This window comes from Sulfitobacter undariae (genome assembly GCF_014196805.1).
In the GTDB taxonomy this organism is placed as follows: Bacteria; Pseudomonadota; Alphaproteobacteria; order Rhodobacterales; family Rhodobacteraceae; genus Sulfitobacter; species Sulfitobacter undariae.
This window is the reverse complement of sequence record NZ_JACIEI010000021.1, coordinates 30722-47187: the sequence shown is the minus strand read 5'-3', so window position 1 is coordinate 47187 and position 16466 is coordinate 30722. Positions and strand designations below refer to the sequence as shown.

Sequence of the window (16466 nt, the reverse complement as noted above, 5' to 3'; positions counted from 1 at the left end):
ATGGCCCCACGTCCCGCCCTGCCGACAAAGATTGCCCATGGGTCCGAGCGCAAATTCGCAACTTTTCGCGCGGTTGTTGCATTAATTCTGCGAGAGATGGCTACAAAATACGGGCGCTCTCCCGGGGGGTATGCCTGGGCCATAATGGAGCCCTTAGGTGGCATTCTGGTATTGGGATTTGGTCTATCTATCCTGATCCAAACGCCCCCTTTAGGCACAAGCTTTCTATTATTTTATGCCACAGGCCTCCTCCCCTTCACCCTGTTCCAGCAACTGAACTCGAACATCGGACGGGCCATCAATTTTTCGCGCGCATTGCTATTCTACCCTGCAGTAACATGGGTTGATGCAGTGCTGGCACGTTTCATCCTCGACTCTTTGACGAATATTGTCGTCATGTGCATCTTGTTTACTGGCTTAATAATCGCAACGGATACACGCGCGCTGATTGACTTTGGGCCCGTCATAGAAGCCGTGATTTTGATGGCTTTTTTAGGGCTTAGCATCGGCGTGCTTAACTGTGTTTTATTTGGTTTATTCAGTGTTTGGATGTCAATCTGGGGCATTGCAACACGACCGCTATTCTTCATCTCTGGTGTGTTTTTCCTCTATGAGGATATGCCCGCTACGATACAGAATATCTTATGGTATAATCCGCTACTTCACATCACGGGCCTGATGCGTCGGGGGTTTTACGGCAATTATGACGCAACCTACTTTGATGCCAGCTATGTCATTGGCGTCTCTTTGATCTGCTTGTTCCTCGGCGTGGTTCTATTGGGCCGCTTCCATAGAGATATTCTCAACCGTTAAGGAGAATGAGTGGCCTCGCTCACTTGCGAGACCACTCCAGCACTTGGGTATGAGTCGTGCCTGTACGCTGCATCACACCGTCACGCAGGGCACGTATCATCAATGTAAGATATCGCATGCGTTCCCCCCGATGAGCGCGCGCGCGAAGCGTCCATTTAAGCGTCATCAAGGGCAAGACCAGCCAGAACCACGGCCCGGCTGCCAAGCGGTAAACCATCATCAAATTACGGTAGTAATAGTAGCTCTTCCAGAGGGGGACAAACCGCTGGTCTGCATCTGTGATGGTGGTAAAATCATGTTCAAACCGGATGGCCGGATCAAACAGGATCTCCCCCCCAGCCTGCCGCATCGCCAGTGAATACAGGGCATCATCACCATAGATAAACAACGCGCCGTCGGGGTATCCCACGGTTTGGATTGCACGGCGTGAGATGAATAATCCTACAAACGAGCCACTATCGACTGCGCGGGTTTCAGTCGCGGCATAATCCGCCGCCCCAAGGTGAAACCCGTCACGGCTTTTGCCCTGCAGCATACCCAAGAGAGTGCGCAAAACCATGCCACGGTGCCAGAACGGATTGAGTGTGGGCCGGTTCATGTCACAAATGCGCCCGTCGGGATGATAGACCGCCGCAGACCACGCCATCGCGCTATTGCGCTCCTTTGCATGAAAACCCGTCAAAGCCCCCGGTTCCGGGCGAGCGTCATCATCCATCACCAAGATCCAGTCCGGGTCAAAACGCTCAACGGCCAATCTCATGCCTGCCTCAAAGCCACCAGCCCCGCCCCCATTCACCGCACAGCGATGTACAAAAAGAGCGGGGTCGGTTTGTGTGGCCAGCCAATCCCGGGTGCCGTCGGTAGACGCATTATCAATCACGATGATCCGGTCAAGACCTTCGCTGCGCGCCGCCAGCAGCCGCGCAAGCGTTACCTGTAGCTGCTCCAACCGATTATATGTGACAACAAGCGCCACCAAGTGGTCTGTTGATGATGCTGTGCTTTGCTGCATTGACTATACCTTCGCTGTTGCCCGCTTCTGATGTGTCCCTGAACAAACATCAAGTCAAACAAGCCGTGGATCATGCAGCGCGTATTGCTACCCTTTGGCGCCTTGCCCGCGGGCATAGACATCTTCATAGCGGATAATATCATCTTCCCCCAGATAGCTGCCTGTCTGCACCTCAACCAACACCATTGGTACTTTTCCCGGGTTTTCCATACGGTGTGTCGTACCCAGTGGAATATAGACCGACTGGTTTTCAGTCACGAGCTTGACCTCTGCATCGATGGTCACACGCGCCGTGCCTTCCACCACAATCCAGTGTTCTGCGCGGTGATGATGTGACTGTAAACTCAGCGCTGCTCCGGGATTGACGACAATCCGTTTGACCTGAAACCGCCGTCCCACGGCAAGGCTCTCGAACCATCCCCAAGGGCGGTGATCACGCGGGAAGGTGTCAGCCTGTGCAGCCCCTTTCGCCTTGAGTGCTGTGACGGCCGTTTTCACCTCTTGCGCTCGGTCTTTATGCGCAACCAGAACGGCATCTGGCATGGCAACAACAACGATATCTTTCAGGCCGATGCCGACCACTTCCAGAGTTTCAGACTCAGAGCGTAACAATGTATCGGTGCAATCAATTGCAGTCGCAGGGCCAGTGGTAACGACGCCCTGTGCATCGGGGTTTCCATCACGCCAAACAGCTTCCCAACCGCCCAGATCGGACCATACGCCGCCATAGGGGACAACGCTCATGTTCGGGGCTTTCTCCATGACCGCATAATCAATCGAGATATCATCCAACGCGGCCCAAGGTTCACCCGCCAGCCGCGTGAAACCCAAATCCAGTTCCGCTTGGGCCACAGCCGCACGGGTCTGCTCCAGCATCTCGGGCTGGTATGTTTCAAAGGCTGCGATCAGGGTATCCACCGAAAACAGGAAAATTCCTGCATTCCACAAATGCTTGCCCCCCTCGAACATCATCTGTGCTGTAGCAAGATCGGGTTTTTCAACAAATTGGGCCAGCGGCTGCGCGACAGGCGCAAAATCTACATCCGGCTGCGTGCTGAGCTCTAACCACCCATATCCCGTTTCGGCACGGTCGGGGCGGATGCCAAATGTGACCAAGTTACCTTGACGGGCCGTGGCAGCCGCAGCTTCTACCGCAGCAGAAAACTGCGCGACATCCGGGATGACATGATCGGACGGAGCCACCAGCATCAACGCGCCTGGCTCACGCGCGTGCAAGCTAAGGGCAGCGGCAAGGATCGCAGGGGCCGTGTTGCGCGCCTGTGGCTCGATCAGAATGGCGGCGGGCGCGATCTCGACCTGCGCCAGTTGTTCGGTCACGATGAAACGGAAATCAGACCCAGTCACAACGATAGGCGCCGCAAACGCCGCGCCTGACAGGCGCAGTGCCGACGCCTGAAACAGGCTTGTATCCCCCGTCAAAGACGAGAATTGTTTAGGGTAAGATTTACGCGACAGGGGCCACAGCCGCGTACCAGAACCACCACATAAGATCACAGGATGAATAAGCACAGGCAGCCTCCTTATCGGGTGTTGTGACTTTGCAAAAACGCACAAAAACAGTCTGCCTCAAGCAGCGCGTTATGTCCTTATAGACGATGCATTTTGGCTTAGAAACCAATTGTATGTGTCTTCAATACCCGAGGTCAAATCTATGCGTGCTTGCCAGCCCATTTCTGCCAACCGCGTAACATCCATCAACTTGCGCATGGTGCCATCAGGTTTAGACGGGTCTGTTGTGATCCGGCCTTTAAATCCGGTCACCGCTGCGACCCTCTGCGCCAGCTCCATGATGCTGATATCTGTTCCCGTACCCACATTAATATGGCTCAGCATCGGCGATGTGTTTGCCGCATAAACCGTCTGCTGTAGGTCCATCACAAACAAGGCGGCCTGCGCCATGTCATCGACATGCAAAAACTCGCGGCGCGGTGTGCCCGATCCCCAGATCATGACCTCATCCGCCCCCTTTTCAACCGCCTCATGGAAACGCCGGATCATAGCAGGCAATACATGGCTGTTGTCAGGATGAAAATTATCACCCGGGCCATAGAGGTTCGTGGGCATGACCGAACGGTAATCGGTCCCGTGCTGTCGGTTATAACTTTCACACAGTTTGATGCCTGCGATTTTAGCTATGGCATAGGGTTCGTTTGTGGGCTCCAACACACCAGTCAGCAACGCATTCTCGGCCATTGGCTGGGCCGCCTCACGCGGATAGATGCACGAGCTGCCAAGCTGCAACAGGCGCGTGATACCCGCGGCATGGGCCTGATGGATCACATTGCATTCGATCATCAGGTTTTCGTAAATAAAATCTGCCGGATAAGTGTTGTTTGCGTGAATACCCCCGACACGCGCAGCCGCCAGAATCACAGCATCGGGCCGCACATCCTGCATGAAATCCCGCACAGCTGCCTGATCGGTCAAGTTCAGCTGTGCATGATTGCGGGTGATTATCTCAGGCTGCTGAGTCCGTGACGATAGTCGGCGCGCGATAGCACTACCAACCATTCCCGTATGACCAGCGAGGAAAATGCGCATTGCAGTCAAAAACTGTTATCACCCTCATATCCCATTTGTATATTCAGCTGCTGTGCACCAGAACTTACAAATATCTTCTCTATCTCATCACTCCAGTATTCGTTCCAGTCCGAATTTTTCCCCGTCGAAGTTCGCGTACGCTCGCCTATTGCGCAAGCTCTGATGGCTTCAACCTTTGCACGCGAGCCTTCCCAGCCACATGCATTCAATAATTCCTTTGTAGCACAAGTGCTTTCAACAATATCTTCAAAACGAAATTTTGACACAGCATCACAACTCAACCAACCAACTTGATGGCCCGCATTGACGAAGAAGCTATCGCCCTGCTTCGAAATATAGTTATAGAGCCGCTCCGCTTGCGTTTGCTGCGATGCCACGGATAGCCCCAGAGCTAATTGCTGCTGCTCGACAAAGCGCATCGACGATACGATACTATTTCTTAGGTTTCGATACAAAAATACATGTCGCAACCCGTTTATATGCTCTAAGATTTGCTCTGTTTCTGTGTTGTGGTTCAAATGCGCGTACGTGAACCCAGAAACAATTTTACCAAGTGTTTCTTCTAATGACGCATCTGTAAGAAATTCGTTTGGTGTACGAACCACATCATCCAATGTTTCCGCTCGGTTCCAGTCCCAATACAAGCTGTTGCGTAAATGATATCCTGTAGCATTCATCCCAGCACAATCCAACAACTTACCTACGAAATAAGTTCCGGATTTTGGTATTGAATTTATTAAAACCTTTAACATTCAACTGCACTCAACCTATAATTTACGCGCTATATTTAGATCCGCGTCAACCATCTCTGCACACATTTCACGCACGCTGGTCTGTGGCGTCCAGTTTAACACCTTACGTGCTTTACTCGCATCCCCGAGCAAAGCATCCACCTCCGCAGGGCGGAAATAACGTGGGTCGACCCGCATTACAACGTCCTTGGGCTTGACCCCAGGGGCGCGCTCACCTGTGACCGACACCACTGTTGCGATCTCTTCCAGCCCTGTGCCGCTAAAGGCAAGTTCCAGCCCAAGATCCTGCGCTGCCCAAGTAATGAACTGGCGCACTGAATGTTGTATCCCTGTCGCAATCACAAAATCATCGGGCGCATCCTGTTGCAGCATCATCCACATGGCCCGCACATAGTCGCGAGCATGTCCCCAGTCACGCAAACTATCGATATTGCCCATATAGAGACATGTCTCGCGTCCCTGCGCGATGGCGGCCAAACCACGGGTAATCTTGCGTGTGACAAAGGTCTCGCCACGGCGCGGGCTCTCATGATTAAATAAAATACCATTACACGCATACATGCCATAGGCTTCGCGGTAATTCACCGTAATCCAATGGGCATATAGTTTTGCCGCCGCATAAGGGCTGCGGGGGTGAAATGGTGTGGTCTCGGATTGCGGGGTTTCCGCCACAAGGCCAAACAGCTCGGATGTAGAGGCTTGATAATACCGCGTCTTTTTTTCAAGTCCCAGAAAGTTGATTGCTTCCAGCAACCGTAGGGCTCCGATTGCATCAGTATCAGCAGTATATTCAGGCACTTCAAAACTGACACCCACATGGCTTTGCGCGCCCAGATTATACACCTCATCCGGCTGCACCTCTTGCAGGATACGCGTGAGACTAGAGGTGTCAGTCAGATCTCCATAATGCAGCCGAAAACGCGCGTGGCTATCATGCGGATCCTCATAGATATGATCAATCCGCTGAGTATTGAACGACGAAGCACGGCGCTTAATGCCGTGAACCTCGTATCCTTTTTCTAACAATAACTCCGCAAGATAGGAGCCGTCTTGCCCACTTATTCCAGTGATGAGTGCGCGGCGGACCATGTTATAGCATGACCTTTGTACTGCACTTTTTCTCCGTAAACATAAGGACTCTTTCAAAATGCAACCGCACTGAATCATCGTCTGACGTATGTTTTTTTGCCGCCGCTATGGCCTCTCCCAAGCCACCTCCGACCTCAAGAAGGGCCAATGTGTCCTCAGGCGCAAGCAGGAGCGCAGAAGCTGTTTCGAGTAACAAATTCTTGTGAGTAGTGATGCGCTGATCATCGACAATGTCCACGGCGAATTCCTCAAAAAAAGGCTCAGAGCCAGTATTTGAGCTTTGGAGACGTTGTGTCTTGCTTGCTATAAATTCAGCAATTTTTTCAGGATTTGCATCATCCACCCCGATACCACAGTGCAGTTTAAGAAATTCCGCGCTCGATTTTCGAACCTTTGCAGAAAGATCCAGAGGATTACTTTCCTGTATCCAAGTATGCACTTTTTTCAAACAAGTTACGAGCTCCGATTCATTCTTACATACCTCGAAGGCATCCAGCGGGTGCAAAAATTTATCAACCGCCTCGATATCCGGGTTATAGTAAATGGCAGGCTTCCCCATGGCCACACTCTCTATGATAGCTGTGCTAAACCGACTGATAAATACCGAGCTATTATCAATTGCACTGTGCATATCCATATCGGTTACATTGTATCCTGATAAATCTCCTTCGTCTTGGGGATGTCGCGAGATGACGGGATCGAAGCCCGCCGCCCTTGATGCCGAGACTGCCGCCTTAATAAATGAATCGCGTTCAGCCTCTAATACGCCATAGGTGAAATTGACATTAATCAACGCTGTTGGACGCGCTGGATGCTTGACGTCTCTAGTCAGAAGCGGCGCAATTCTAGGAACACCACCGACCATCACTTCATCGTGAACTTTTGCAGCGAAATAACGCAAATCGTGTTCTCCCGCCGCAATAAGATACTTTACATTCTGATAGGCATTCCTGTGTCGCCCTGTATCCATATCCCAAAAATCTTGAATACCCTCTACAATCCCAAAGGTTGATCTCCCCAACGCATTGTCTCGCAATACTATCGGTAAAGCGCACTTTACATCCCAGTCATTCATAACAACCGAAGAAGAATACGTGCAGTGATTTTTTTCAAAATCTGACATTTTGACCACTGGAAACTCGAAATAGTCAAAATCAGAGAATGCCCCCTCATCTGCATATTCATCTGACATGTTAACAAACATCACAGAATAATTGTTCTGAAAAAGGAACCTCGCAATCGGTAGCATAGTTATGGTGTGATACAGCTTGTGAGGGAAAAAAACAACATCACAATGGGTTGTTCTCAATGGTTGGAGCATCAGAGCGTTTACGATATTCTGCGGTTTTTTTTCAGTGCTTCGAAAGAAATCCACAAATGGCCCGTAAGACTTTTCATGAAGTGGAACGAATTCACCTTTATCCGAAAGAATTTTTTCTGCAGCCGATTTCAGCAGATCAAGCAGGTATGCTTTATTCTCAGGAAGCTCGTGAGATCCTAAAATTCGACGCAGAAGCCCATTTAAATACATTATACAGTAAGTGGTAAAAGACCTTTGAAGCACCCCGTATCTACCAATGGATTTTATGTAGTCCTGTAGACTAATCAGTGCATGGAGAATGCTCGTGATGTGCCGGCTATTAATAGAGTGGCTCTCAGAGCCTTCTCGCATTCTCCAGATATAGCCCTTTTCTTCTGAGTGAGAAATTTTATGTGCATTGGCAAATATCCGAGGCAAAACATAAATATCTTCATGATATGTCCTAACTGGGAAGAAGACCCCTGCATTTAAAAAGGTGGAACGCTTAAAAATACAAGAACACGCCATTCCAAAAATACGACCGCCAAATATATATCTCAGCCTTTCCTCAGCAGAAAGGTCATCCATTTCATAATACCGGTCTTTTCTATCTGTAATCTCTTCTCCAGTTACTTCATTCCATTTATTAAAATTGGAAAAAACAACACAAGCGTCGTCTTTTTTCGCTATATTCAATAAATTAGAATACATCGTATCACTGACATAATCGTCACTATCTAAGAAACCAATATACTCACCTTGAGCAAGCAAAAGAGCGCGGTTGCGCGTAAAACCGACACCGTGATTGGGTTGAGAGTAATACCTCCATTTCCTGTTCCTTTCCAGATAAGGGGCTACTGCGACTGCGAGTGCATCACTTGAGCCGTCGTCAAGAATAATAACCTCCAAATGAGGTATATCTTGCCTCTCAATACTGGATAGACAGTCGTCTATATATGTCGCGCTATTGTATGCTGTAACTATAATCGTTATCGGTACATTAAAAACCGTCATGCCAGCCTTTCAATTTATACTTAAATTGGAGAGTTGAATTTCTAATACCCATCCGGGTTCTCTGATTGCCACTTCCAGGTACTGCGGCTCATATCATCTACCCCATGTATAGCACGCCACCCCAGAAGGCGCGCCGCTTTACCAGGGTCCCCATAATAGGATGCAATATCGCCTACCCGTCTCGAGGCCACTTTATAAGGTAATTCTCGCCCACAAGCCTTTGAGAAGGCAGCGAGCATTTCCATCACAGTACTGCCGTTCCCAGTTCCTATATTGAACACTTCAGTGCCCATCCTTTCCATCGCGTAATCAACAGCGGCAACATGCGCACGGGCCAGATCGACAACGTGAATATAGTCACGCTCGCCTGTGCCGTCGCGCGTGTCGTAGTCATCGCCAAAAACTGACAAATGCTCCCGCCGCCCCACGGCAACCTGTGCAATATAGGGCATCAGATTATTGGGAATGTCCTGCGGATCTTCGCCGATGGTGCCACTGGCATGAGCCCCCACCGGATTGAAGTAGCGCAGCAATACATTGGATGTCCCCTCATGGGCACGACACCAATCTGTCAGGATTTGCTCTGCCATCAGTTTGGTTCGGCCATAGACACTTCCCGCGCGCAACGGGTGATCCTCGTCGATGGGCAGGTAATCAGGTTCGCCATAGACTGTGGCAGAGGATGAAAAGATCATCCGCCCGCAGCCCGTCGCCTCCATGACATCCAGCAACACCAATGTACCGCTGATATTGGTATCGTAATAAGCCAGTGGTTTCGCCTCAGCTTCTCCAACTGCCTTAAGTCCGGCAAAATGGATTACTGCCTCAGGCCGGAAATCTTCAAAAGCCGCAAGCAAAGCTGTACGGTCACGAATATCGGCTTCGATGACCTTAAAATCATGGTTGGCCAGACGGCGCACGCGCGCGAGGGCTTCAGGAGAGCTGTTGTCAAAGTTATCGACAACACAAATTTCATGGCCCTGCGCTAACAGTTCCAACAGCGTATGGGTGCCGATATAACCTGCACCGCCCGTCAGAAGAACACGCGCCATGTTTAACCCTCGCCTTCAGGGCTATAGAACCCCGCCAACCGTGTGATTGCTTCGTGGCTGGCACGGATCACGCCATCAATTGTATTGGACCCGTTGTGCGATCCGAAAATACAGCGGTCCATGCCGCGCAGCGGGCTGTCCATCGGCAAAGGCTCTTCTTCGAACACATCAAGGCCTGCGGAATACACATGGCCCGACTGCAACGCCGCAATGAGCGCGGCCTCGTCGATCAGCGGCCCGCGGGCCACATTGACGATGCGCACACCCGGCTTGCAGCGCGCCAGCACGTCAGCATCCAGCATGTGGAAATTATGTTTGTTCAGTGCACAGGTGAAGACCAGAAAATCCAGATCTTCAACCGCTTCGGGCCATGCCGCACGTTCCAGCCCGTCAAACCCTGCATCACCTTCAACACCGGGATCATAGGCCACAACCTGCATGCCCAAGGCGCGCATCCGTGTCACCGTGTGACGGCCAATGTCACCCAGACCGATCACGCCCACGCGTTTGTCCAGCAGGCTGATGCCCGCAGGTTTAGGCCAGTTGCCTGCGCGCACACCACGATCAATTGTGAACAGCTCTCGGGCAAGCCCGATCACAAAAGCCGTGGCCACATCAGCCACCTCTGCACCAAACATCATCGGCGTGTTGATGATCGGAATGCCCAAATCCTTGCAGGCCGCAAAATCAACGTTATCCACGCCGATGCCCCATTTCACAGCCGCCGTCAGACGGCCCTTTTGCGCTGTCTCAAACACCCGTCGCGTGGCCGGGTCGTCACCGATGATCCAGCCGTCATAGTCAGGCAGAACTGCGCACAACTCGTCCTCGCTCAGAATTTGAGTCACCTCGGCACGGTGCAACTTCAATCCGCGCTCGGCGGCGAACTCTACGAAACGGTCAAACTGGCCCAACATGGGCGGGCAGGTAACAAGGATATCTTTCATGATGCAGCAGCTTCCTTAGCAAGATGCAGGGACGCGACCGCTTCGGCCAGTGCCCAGTCTTCGGGGGTATCAATATCAACAGCTTCCATCTTGTCCATCTCATGCAAGATCGGCTTTTTACCGATGCGCGCATTTGTGCTGGCAAAGCTGGGGCCGGAAAAGATGAAGAGGTTGGAGTTTTCTTCATACCATGGTTCCAGATCCTGTGTCTGGATCAAGTTGTCTGGATCATGGTTCACGGGGCTGCCATCGGCGCGGTAAAACCGCGTCTGGATTTTATTCACAGTAAAAAGTGAATCCGCCGTGCCTGCGGCCACCCCTGCCTGATAGGCTTCCAGCCCTGCCTTGACCGTCGCGGAGGTCAGCATGGGGTTGGTGGTATGGGTCATCAGGTAGGTATCAGCCTGCATCGCAGCGATATCATCCGCCAAAATCAGGTTCATTGAGACAGTATCACCGCAGAGCTCTGGCTTGCGGTCGCGAATGCGTACACGGTCACCATCGGTCAGCCCGTTTTCGGCCAAGATGTGGCGCGCATCGGTGTTAATAACCACCTCATCAATTTCCGGAACCGCCAACAGAGTGTCGAGTATCCAGCGAAACAGCGGCTTACCGTGCAAATCACGGAAGTTTTTACCTTTAACCCTTTGACTGTTGGCTTTCATAGGGAGAAGTGCGACGCACCGGCTTGAGCCATTCATCTTGATCTGCCTCTTTAGTAACTTGTGGATAAAAAAAACGTTCTTTTGCAGATTGCGAAAGAACCTTGTGCTCATGGTTGCCTTTGTAGGAACCTGAAAACTGGTTCCAGCGGTAGCGGATCATATCCATCAGCGATGTCGTACGGATGCCGTTACGGCGTGCAGATCGCATATCGCCCCAGACACTGGCCGCAAAAAACCGCACCACATCCAGCCGCGACAATTGTACTTCTGGCATGATCTGGCGCAAGGCAAGTGCTTCGCGCTCAAACCGCCTCCGGACCTGCCGCCAGCTTTCCTGATGGTGGTGAAACACGGTTGCATCGGCAACATATCCCACCTTGAGTCCGGTCGCGACCATACGTTTGGCCAGTTCCATATCCTCAAGTCCCGTCAGTTCTTCGTCAAACTGGAATTTCTCCCATGCCGTACGCGTCACTGCAGAGTTGGCATTGTTACAAAAGAACCCTTCCTGCGGCACATTCGATGCCTCGGGGAAGTATTTGGCGAAAATCCGGCGTTCACTGTAATTGCTGTCATCGTCACCGATCTGGCGTCCGTATGTATAATCAACAGTGCCATCGATCAACGGCTGACACAGGTTTTGCAGCCAATGTTCATCCACGGGCACACAATGCCCCGAAATCAACACCAGAAAATCACCCGTAGAGAAATCACAGCCGCGATTAAGAGAGCGCCCAAAGGAAAATTCGGCTTTTGTGATCGTCGTGACCCGCGCGCCATGCGCTTGTGCAATCTCAACCGTACCATCGGTCGATCCCGAATCGATCAGCACCGTCTCCACATCGACACCTTGCGTCACTTGCTGCTCAATCATCTTTAACAAATCGTTAAGATGCTCAGCCTCGTTAAGTGTACGTATGACAATGCTTGCTCGCATCCAGTCCACCCCATTTAAATCGTTTCACGTTTAGGGCTAGAAAAATACAGCGCCAGATCGTGCTAAAATGCTTCATTGAAAATATAGACGTTAACTAATTATATCCGTGAGTACATTGCCTCCCCCCACTTTGTCCAGTGCGTGACCTGATTTGATTGCCTGGATGCCTAAAAGTTGCCATACAATAGCCATATCCTGCACCGCAGAGCGCTACATAGAATGGACCCCTTATTTTGTCTCAAACACCGACCTTCCCCGACCTCAAAGACTGCTCTGTTTTCATCACCGGCGGCGGGAGCGGTATCGGGGCGGAAATCACCCGCGCGTTTGTCAAACAAGGGGCGCGCGTCGCCTTTGTTCAACGGTCCGACGGATCTGCATTTTGCGACGACGTCGCCCGTGAAACGGGCAATAGACCCCTGTTCATAAAATGCGACATAACCGACAGCACAGCCATACGCACAGCGATTGCGCAAGCGACAGATGCCCATGGACCCGTCAACGTTTTGGTCAACAATGCTGCCAATGACCAGCGGCATGAGACACTTGATGTCACCGATGATGATTGGAACCGCCTGATTGATGTCAACCTCAAGGCCTACTTCATTGCGGCACAGGCCGTTATTCCGGGCATGCAGGCTGCTGGAGGCGGTACAATCATCAATTTCACCTCCATCAGCTACATGATGGGGAATGCAGGCTACCCTCTTTATGTGACGGCCAATTCAGGCATTAATGGCATGACCCGCGCCTTGGCACGTGAATTCGGACCCGATAAAATTCGTGTGAACGCGTTGGCCCCGGGTTGGGTCATGACGCAAAAGCAGCTTGATATGTGGGTCACTCCCGAAGCGATTGAGGGGCAACTGGCGCGCCAGTGCCTCAAGGAGACCCTCGGACCAGAAGACATCACAGGCGGTGTGCTGTTCCTCGCCTCAAATGCCAGCCGGATGATGACCGGTCAGGCCATGGTGATTGACGGTGGCGTGGTGACAACAGGATGACAGCACAGGCTTTTGACACCCGCGCCTGTGATCTGGGCGAAGGGCCCCTGTGGCATCCGCTTCGCAAAGAACTCTTCTGGTTCGATATCACCGGCCGCCGGATGTTGTCGCGCAAGGAGACACAAACACAAGAATGGCAATTTGAGGAAATGCACTCTGCCGCAGGTTGGATCGACAGCGACACGCTGTTGCTGGCCTCCGAAACAGGGCTGTGGCGATTTGATCTGGGGAACGGCACCCGCAACCTGATCTGCCATTTAGAAAAAGACAATGTGGTAACCCGCTCCAATGACGGGCGCGCCGACCCGCAGGGTGGTTTCTGGATCGGCACCATGGGTAAAAAAGCCGAAACCGGTGCAGGCTCTATCTGGCGCTGGTACCGCGGCACATTGCGGCAACTATTCACATCTATCACAATTCCTAACGCAATCAGCTTTGCACCAGACGGGAAATCCGCGTGTTTTTGCGATACGGTATCAAAACAAGTGATGCGCGTTGCGCTGGATGCGGAAGGCTGGCCTGCGGGTAAGCCCGAGATGTATCTTGATCTGGTCGCAGAAGGACTAAATCCTGACGGTGCAGTTATTGACGCCACAGGCGCAATATGGATCGCGCAGTGGGGCGCCGCGCGGGCCGCCTGTTACGGCGCTGACGGCGCATTCATACGTGCCATAGATGTTCCCGCCCCCCATGCGTCTTGCCCCGCATTTGGAGGGCCAGACCTTCAGACGATATTTGTCACCACAGCCCGACAGGGCATGACCCCCGAACAGCATATCGCAGCCCCGCACTCAGGTCAGACGTTTATGGCCCCAAGCGGCGTAAGGGGTCAGGCCGAACACCAAGTGCTGATCGATTAATCCGCCGCTGGCACTGGCCGCAGCAACGCCGCATTATTCCGTGCCTCAATCAACTCAAACCCGTTTTGTAGTAAGTAGGGCATTGCGGTAGCACCCTTAGAGGTCCATCCACCCTGAGGCGAAGTCCATGTACCACAAATACATATCAAACCATCACGTACCATCTTGGGAAAAGATACCTCAACACAGTCCAGATGTACTTTGTGAGGTCGCTCCTGAACGATAGAACTTCTTATAAACGGTGCATAGCAATCCTGACTAGCCTCAGAATAACTACCATGATCAGAGTCATAAGCATCCAAGAAAATGTAATCGATCTGCCCCTCATACTGGGCAAGATAGTCTTCGCCCTTGGATGTCACAGCCTTAAAATCATACCCTTCACGGGCAAACATCCGTGCAGCATTGCGCGTATTGCGGGGGTCCATATCAACGGTAATAAAGTCCAGATCATGCTCTACACAAAGCGCTGCAAGTTTTTGCGTTGATCCCTGTCCCAATACCAATTCCCGTGTGGTTCCAATTTCAATCAAAACACGGCGTCGGCCCTTGGGGGCCGCTGGCTCTTTCTCCAAGGCATCGATCAGCAATGCGTGCCCATGCTCGCCCTGCTTTGTCCCCAGCATGTCTGACACCAAACCATCCAAAGCGTTGCGCGCCGCATCATCCAGAACTTTTGGAGCTAAGGCATCAGATGCCAATGCCAAAACCGCACTTTTGCCGTTGTTCAGCTCCGCATAGGCTGACGCGATCAAGATGCGAAGCCATGCGGCTTCAACCGGAGCCAACAAAAGAGCGCTTCCGACAAAACTCAACGCAGAAGACCCTTTGCCCGTTGCTTTGAAATGCGCAGCCCCTGCCAAATAGGCCAGCGCCCTATCGGTATGTCCCAGTTGATCAACACCCTGATCAAACATATCAAGAAAGCCTTCATCACCGGCAGCGACACACCGATCAACAAGCGCGGCAATTGCAGACCCGTCCAAAAAATCTGCGGAGGGGTCCAACCGCTGCTGAACCCGTGCCGCCCGTGCCATAAATTCCGAAATGAGAGCTGGTGACGCCGCACCAGTTACCTCTTGCGTCATACGATAAGTCGGAAGCCCCTCCACAACAGCCCTACCAGCCAAAACCGGCAAATCCGACGGGCTGTAATCAAACCGATCGCAGAGTTTATTATAGGCGCTTTCCCCTTCAAAATAAGGGGGCACCGCGACAGAACGATCCAGACCTCTATCACATTCGAAAAGTGACGTAACCGTTTCGGGTAAGGCTAATGACCTGCGCAAATAGGCTGGAACATCCTCAAGAATTTCGATCTGGGTAGGCTTAAGATTGGGCTTTGCCTCAAGGTCACGCAACACATCTGCGCAATAATCGCTCAGCGTTATCCCGCCCGCGCGAGACTGTGCATGGAACGCGCGGTAAGGATGGCACATCAAAAGTGAAACCACATCAGGCGCGACTTCATCAGGCAAAACAATATCAGGGGTGGCTGTCAATATCAGAGGCGTACCTGCCGCACGGATGGCTCCAACCCAAGCGGAAAACCCTGCATCATTCATATCACAAGCGGTCAAACGACGGACCGTTAATCCGATAAAATGCTGCGCCCACCATTCAGGTTCAAGCGCGGGGACACCAGGCAATGCATATAGAACAGAACAAGAGCCTTCTCCAAAGGATTGCGTCTCTAACACCGCTTCGCATTGCTCAAGCAAGCTCATCAGGGGCAAGGCTGGCAACATTTCACCACCTGCGCCTTGATAGCTGTCCAGCAAATCAATTGCATTTTCAAACTGGGCAAGCGCCTGTTGGGCTGCCACGTCCGAGGCATCATTTTTTTCAGATGGCATATCAGTCATCCGTATTTTTCTTTTTCTTTTTAGTTTTTGAGGGCTTCACTCCCTCCAGAATCCCAACGACATCGCTCTGTTTGACCGCTGGAATTTCGCGCATATATTGTGCCGCCTCACGGAGCTTGGGGGTCAATTGCTGCACAAGGTGCAAAAGCTTCCGCTTCTCTTCCTGAACCGCTGCGTAACTTACCTTGAGCACATCATTTTCAGCCTGCGCTCTTTCTTGCGCTTGGGCAGCGCGGCGCAGATCCAGTTGAAATTGCTCAAAACCATGCTCTAGACGAAGCACTTTTTCTGTATGCAGTCCCGCCGCCTTCCTCTGCTCCAAACGCAAAGCAGATAATGTCGCTTCGTGCTTCACGACCAGAGCCTTGGCCTCATCGCGTTCCTTGGTGCGTGTGTCCAGATCAGCTTTCAGCGCAGCTTGCGCCTCGGTGGCCTGCGTGGCGGCGACCTTGGCCGTGTCGCGTTCCGTGGTGCGTGTGTCCAGATCAGCTTTCAACGCAGCTTGCGCCTCAGTGGCCTGCGTGGCGGCGACCTTTGCCGCGTCGCGCTCCGTGGTGCATCTGTCCAGATCAGCTTTCAGCGCAGCTTGCGCCT

The 16466-nt window shown here is 52.0% G+C and carries 15 protein-coding genes; 3 read left to right on the top strand and 12 right to left on the bottom strand.

Annotated features, from left to right (window positions below):
* On the top strand, positions 1 to 813 hold the full coding sequence (locus tag GGR95_RS17495) for an ABC transporter permease (RefSeq protein ID WP_184568146.1): 813 nt from the start codon (positions 1 to 3) through the stop codon (positions 811 to 813).
* A gap of 19 nt (positions 814 to 832) precedes the next feature.
* On the opposite strand, the gene GGR95_RS17490 is transcribed toward GGR95_RS17495, so the two are convergent.
* The 10 genes from GGR95_RS17490 to GGR95_RS17445 form a co-directional block, all read right to left on the bottom strand.
* Complete coding sequence (locus GGR95_RS17490) at positions 833 to 1825, bottom strand: glycosyltransferase (protein ID WP_184568145.1); 993 nt, start codon at positions 1823 to 1825, stop codon at positions 833 to 835.
* 87 nt (positions 1826 to 1912) lie between these two features.
* Positions 1913 to 3361: a mannose-1-phosphate guanylyltransferase/mannose-6-phosphate isomerase gene (locus GGR95_RS17485; protein ID WP_184568160.1), complete on the bottom strand. Its 1449-nt coding sequence runs from the start codon at positions 3359 to 3361 to the stop codon at positions 1913 to 1915.
* Positions 3362 to 3424: 63 nt separating this feature from the next.
* On the bottom strand, positions 3425 to 4387 hold the full coding sequence (fcl, locus tag GGR95_RS17480; RefSeq protein ID WP_281395976.1) for a GDP-L-fucose synthase: 963 nt from the start codon (positions 4385 to 4387) through the stop codon (positions 3425 to 3427).
* A 5-nt stretch (positions 4388 to 4392) separates the two neighbouring features.
* Positions 4393 to 5139: a hypothetical protein gene (locus tag GGR95_RS17475; RefSeq protein WP_184568142.1), complete on the bottom strand. Its 747-nt coding sequence runs from the start codon at positions 5137 to 5139 to the stop codon at positions 4393 to 4395.
* A gap of 15 nt (positions 5140 to 5154) precedes the next feature.
* Positions 5155 to 6228 carry a GDP-mannose 4,6-dehydratase gene (gene gmd, locus GGR95_RS17470; RefSeq protein ID WP_184568140.1) on the bottom strand — a complete coding sequence of 358 codons (1074 nt, stop codon included), beginning with the start codon at positions 6226 to 6228 and terminating at the stop codon, positions 5155 to 5157.
* A gap of 1 nt (position 6229) precedes the next feature.
* Entirely contained in the window at positions 6230 to 8542 is a 2313-nt protein-coding gene (locus tag GGR95_RS17465; RefSeq protein WP_184568138.1) for a glycosyltransferase family A protein, read from the bottom strand.
* Between the two features lie 41 nt (positions 8543 to 8583).
* On the bottom strand, positions 8584 to 9594 hold the full coding sequence (galE, locus tag GGR95_RS17460) for a UDP-glucose 4-epimerase GalE (protein ID WP_184568136.1): 1011 nt from the start codon (positions 9592 to 9594) through the stop codon (positions 8584 to 8586).
* 2 nt (positions 9595 to 9596) lie between these two features.
* Positions 9597 to 10541: a phosphoglycerate dehydrogenase gene (locus GGR95_RS17455; RefSeq protein WP_184568134.1), complete on the bottom strand. Its 945-nt coding sequence runs from the start codon at positions 10539 to 10541 to the stop codon at positions 9597 to 9599.
* The gene (locus GGR95_RS17450; RefSeq protein ID WP_184568132.1) at positions 10538 to 11206 is read right to left on the bottom strand and encodes an acylneuraminate cytidylyltransferase family protein; all 669 of its coding nucleotides are present in this window, start codon (positions 11204 to 11206) and stop codon (positions 10538 to 10540) included. The genes GGR95_RS17455 and GGR95_RS17450 overlap by 4 nt, the downstream gene beginning before the upstream one ends.
* A complete protein-coding gene (locus GGR95_RS17445) occupies positions 11181 to 12143 on the bottom strand; it encodes a glycosyltransferase family 2 protein (RefSeq protein WP_184568130.1) in 963 nt (320 codons plus the stop codon). The genes GGR95_RS17450 and GGR95_RS17445 overlap by 26 nt, the downstream gene beginning before the upstream one ends.
* Positions 12144 to 12376: 233 nt before the next feature.
* Here GGR95_RS17445 and GGR95_RS17440 point away from each other — a divergent pair, with 233 nt between their 5' ends.
* Together GGR95_RS17440 and GGR95_RS17435 are read left to right on the top strand one after the other, a co-directional pair.
* Positions 12377 to 13147, top strand: a complete 771-nt coding sequence (locus GGR95_RS17440) for an SDR family NAD(P)-dependent oxidoreductase (RefSeq protein WP_184568128.1) — start codon at positions 12377 to 12379, stop codon at positions 13145 to 13147.
* Positions 13144 to 14007 carry an SMP-30/gluconolactonase/LRE family protein gene (locus tag GGR95_RS17435; protein ID WP_184568126.1) on the top strand — a complete coding sequence of 288 codons (864 nt, stop codon included), beginning with the start codon at positions 13144 to 13146 and terminating at the stop codon, positions 14005 to 14007. Before GGR95_RS17440 ends, GGR95_RS17435 begins: the two co-directional genes overlap by 4 nt.
* On the opposite strand, the gene GGR95_RS17430 is transcribed toward GGR95_RS17435, so the two are convergent.
* Positions 14004 to 15872: an O-methyltransferase gene (locus GGR95_RS17430; RefSeq protein WP_184568124.1), complete on the bottom strand. Its 1869-nt coding sequence runs from the start codon at positions 15870 to 15872 to the stop codon at positions 14004 to 14006. The two genes, GGR95_RS17435 and GGR95_RS17430, sit on opposite strands and share 4 nt — an antisense overlap.
* On the bottom strand, positions 15865 to 16466 hold a 602-nt coding region (locus GGR95_RS17425; RefSeq protein ID WP_425506425.1), incomplete at its 5' end, for a hypothetical protein. The genes GGR95_RS17425 and GGR95_RS17430, both read right to left, overlap by 8 nt.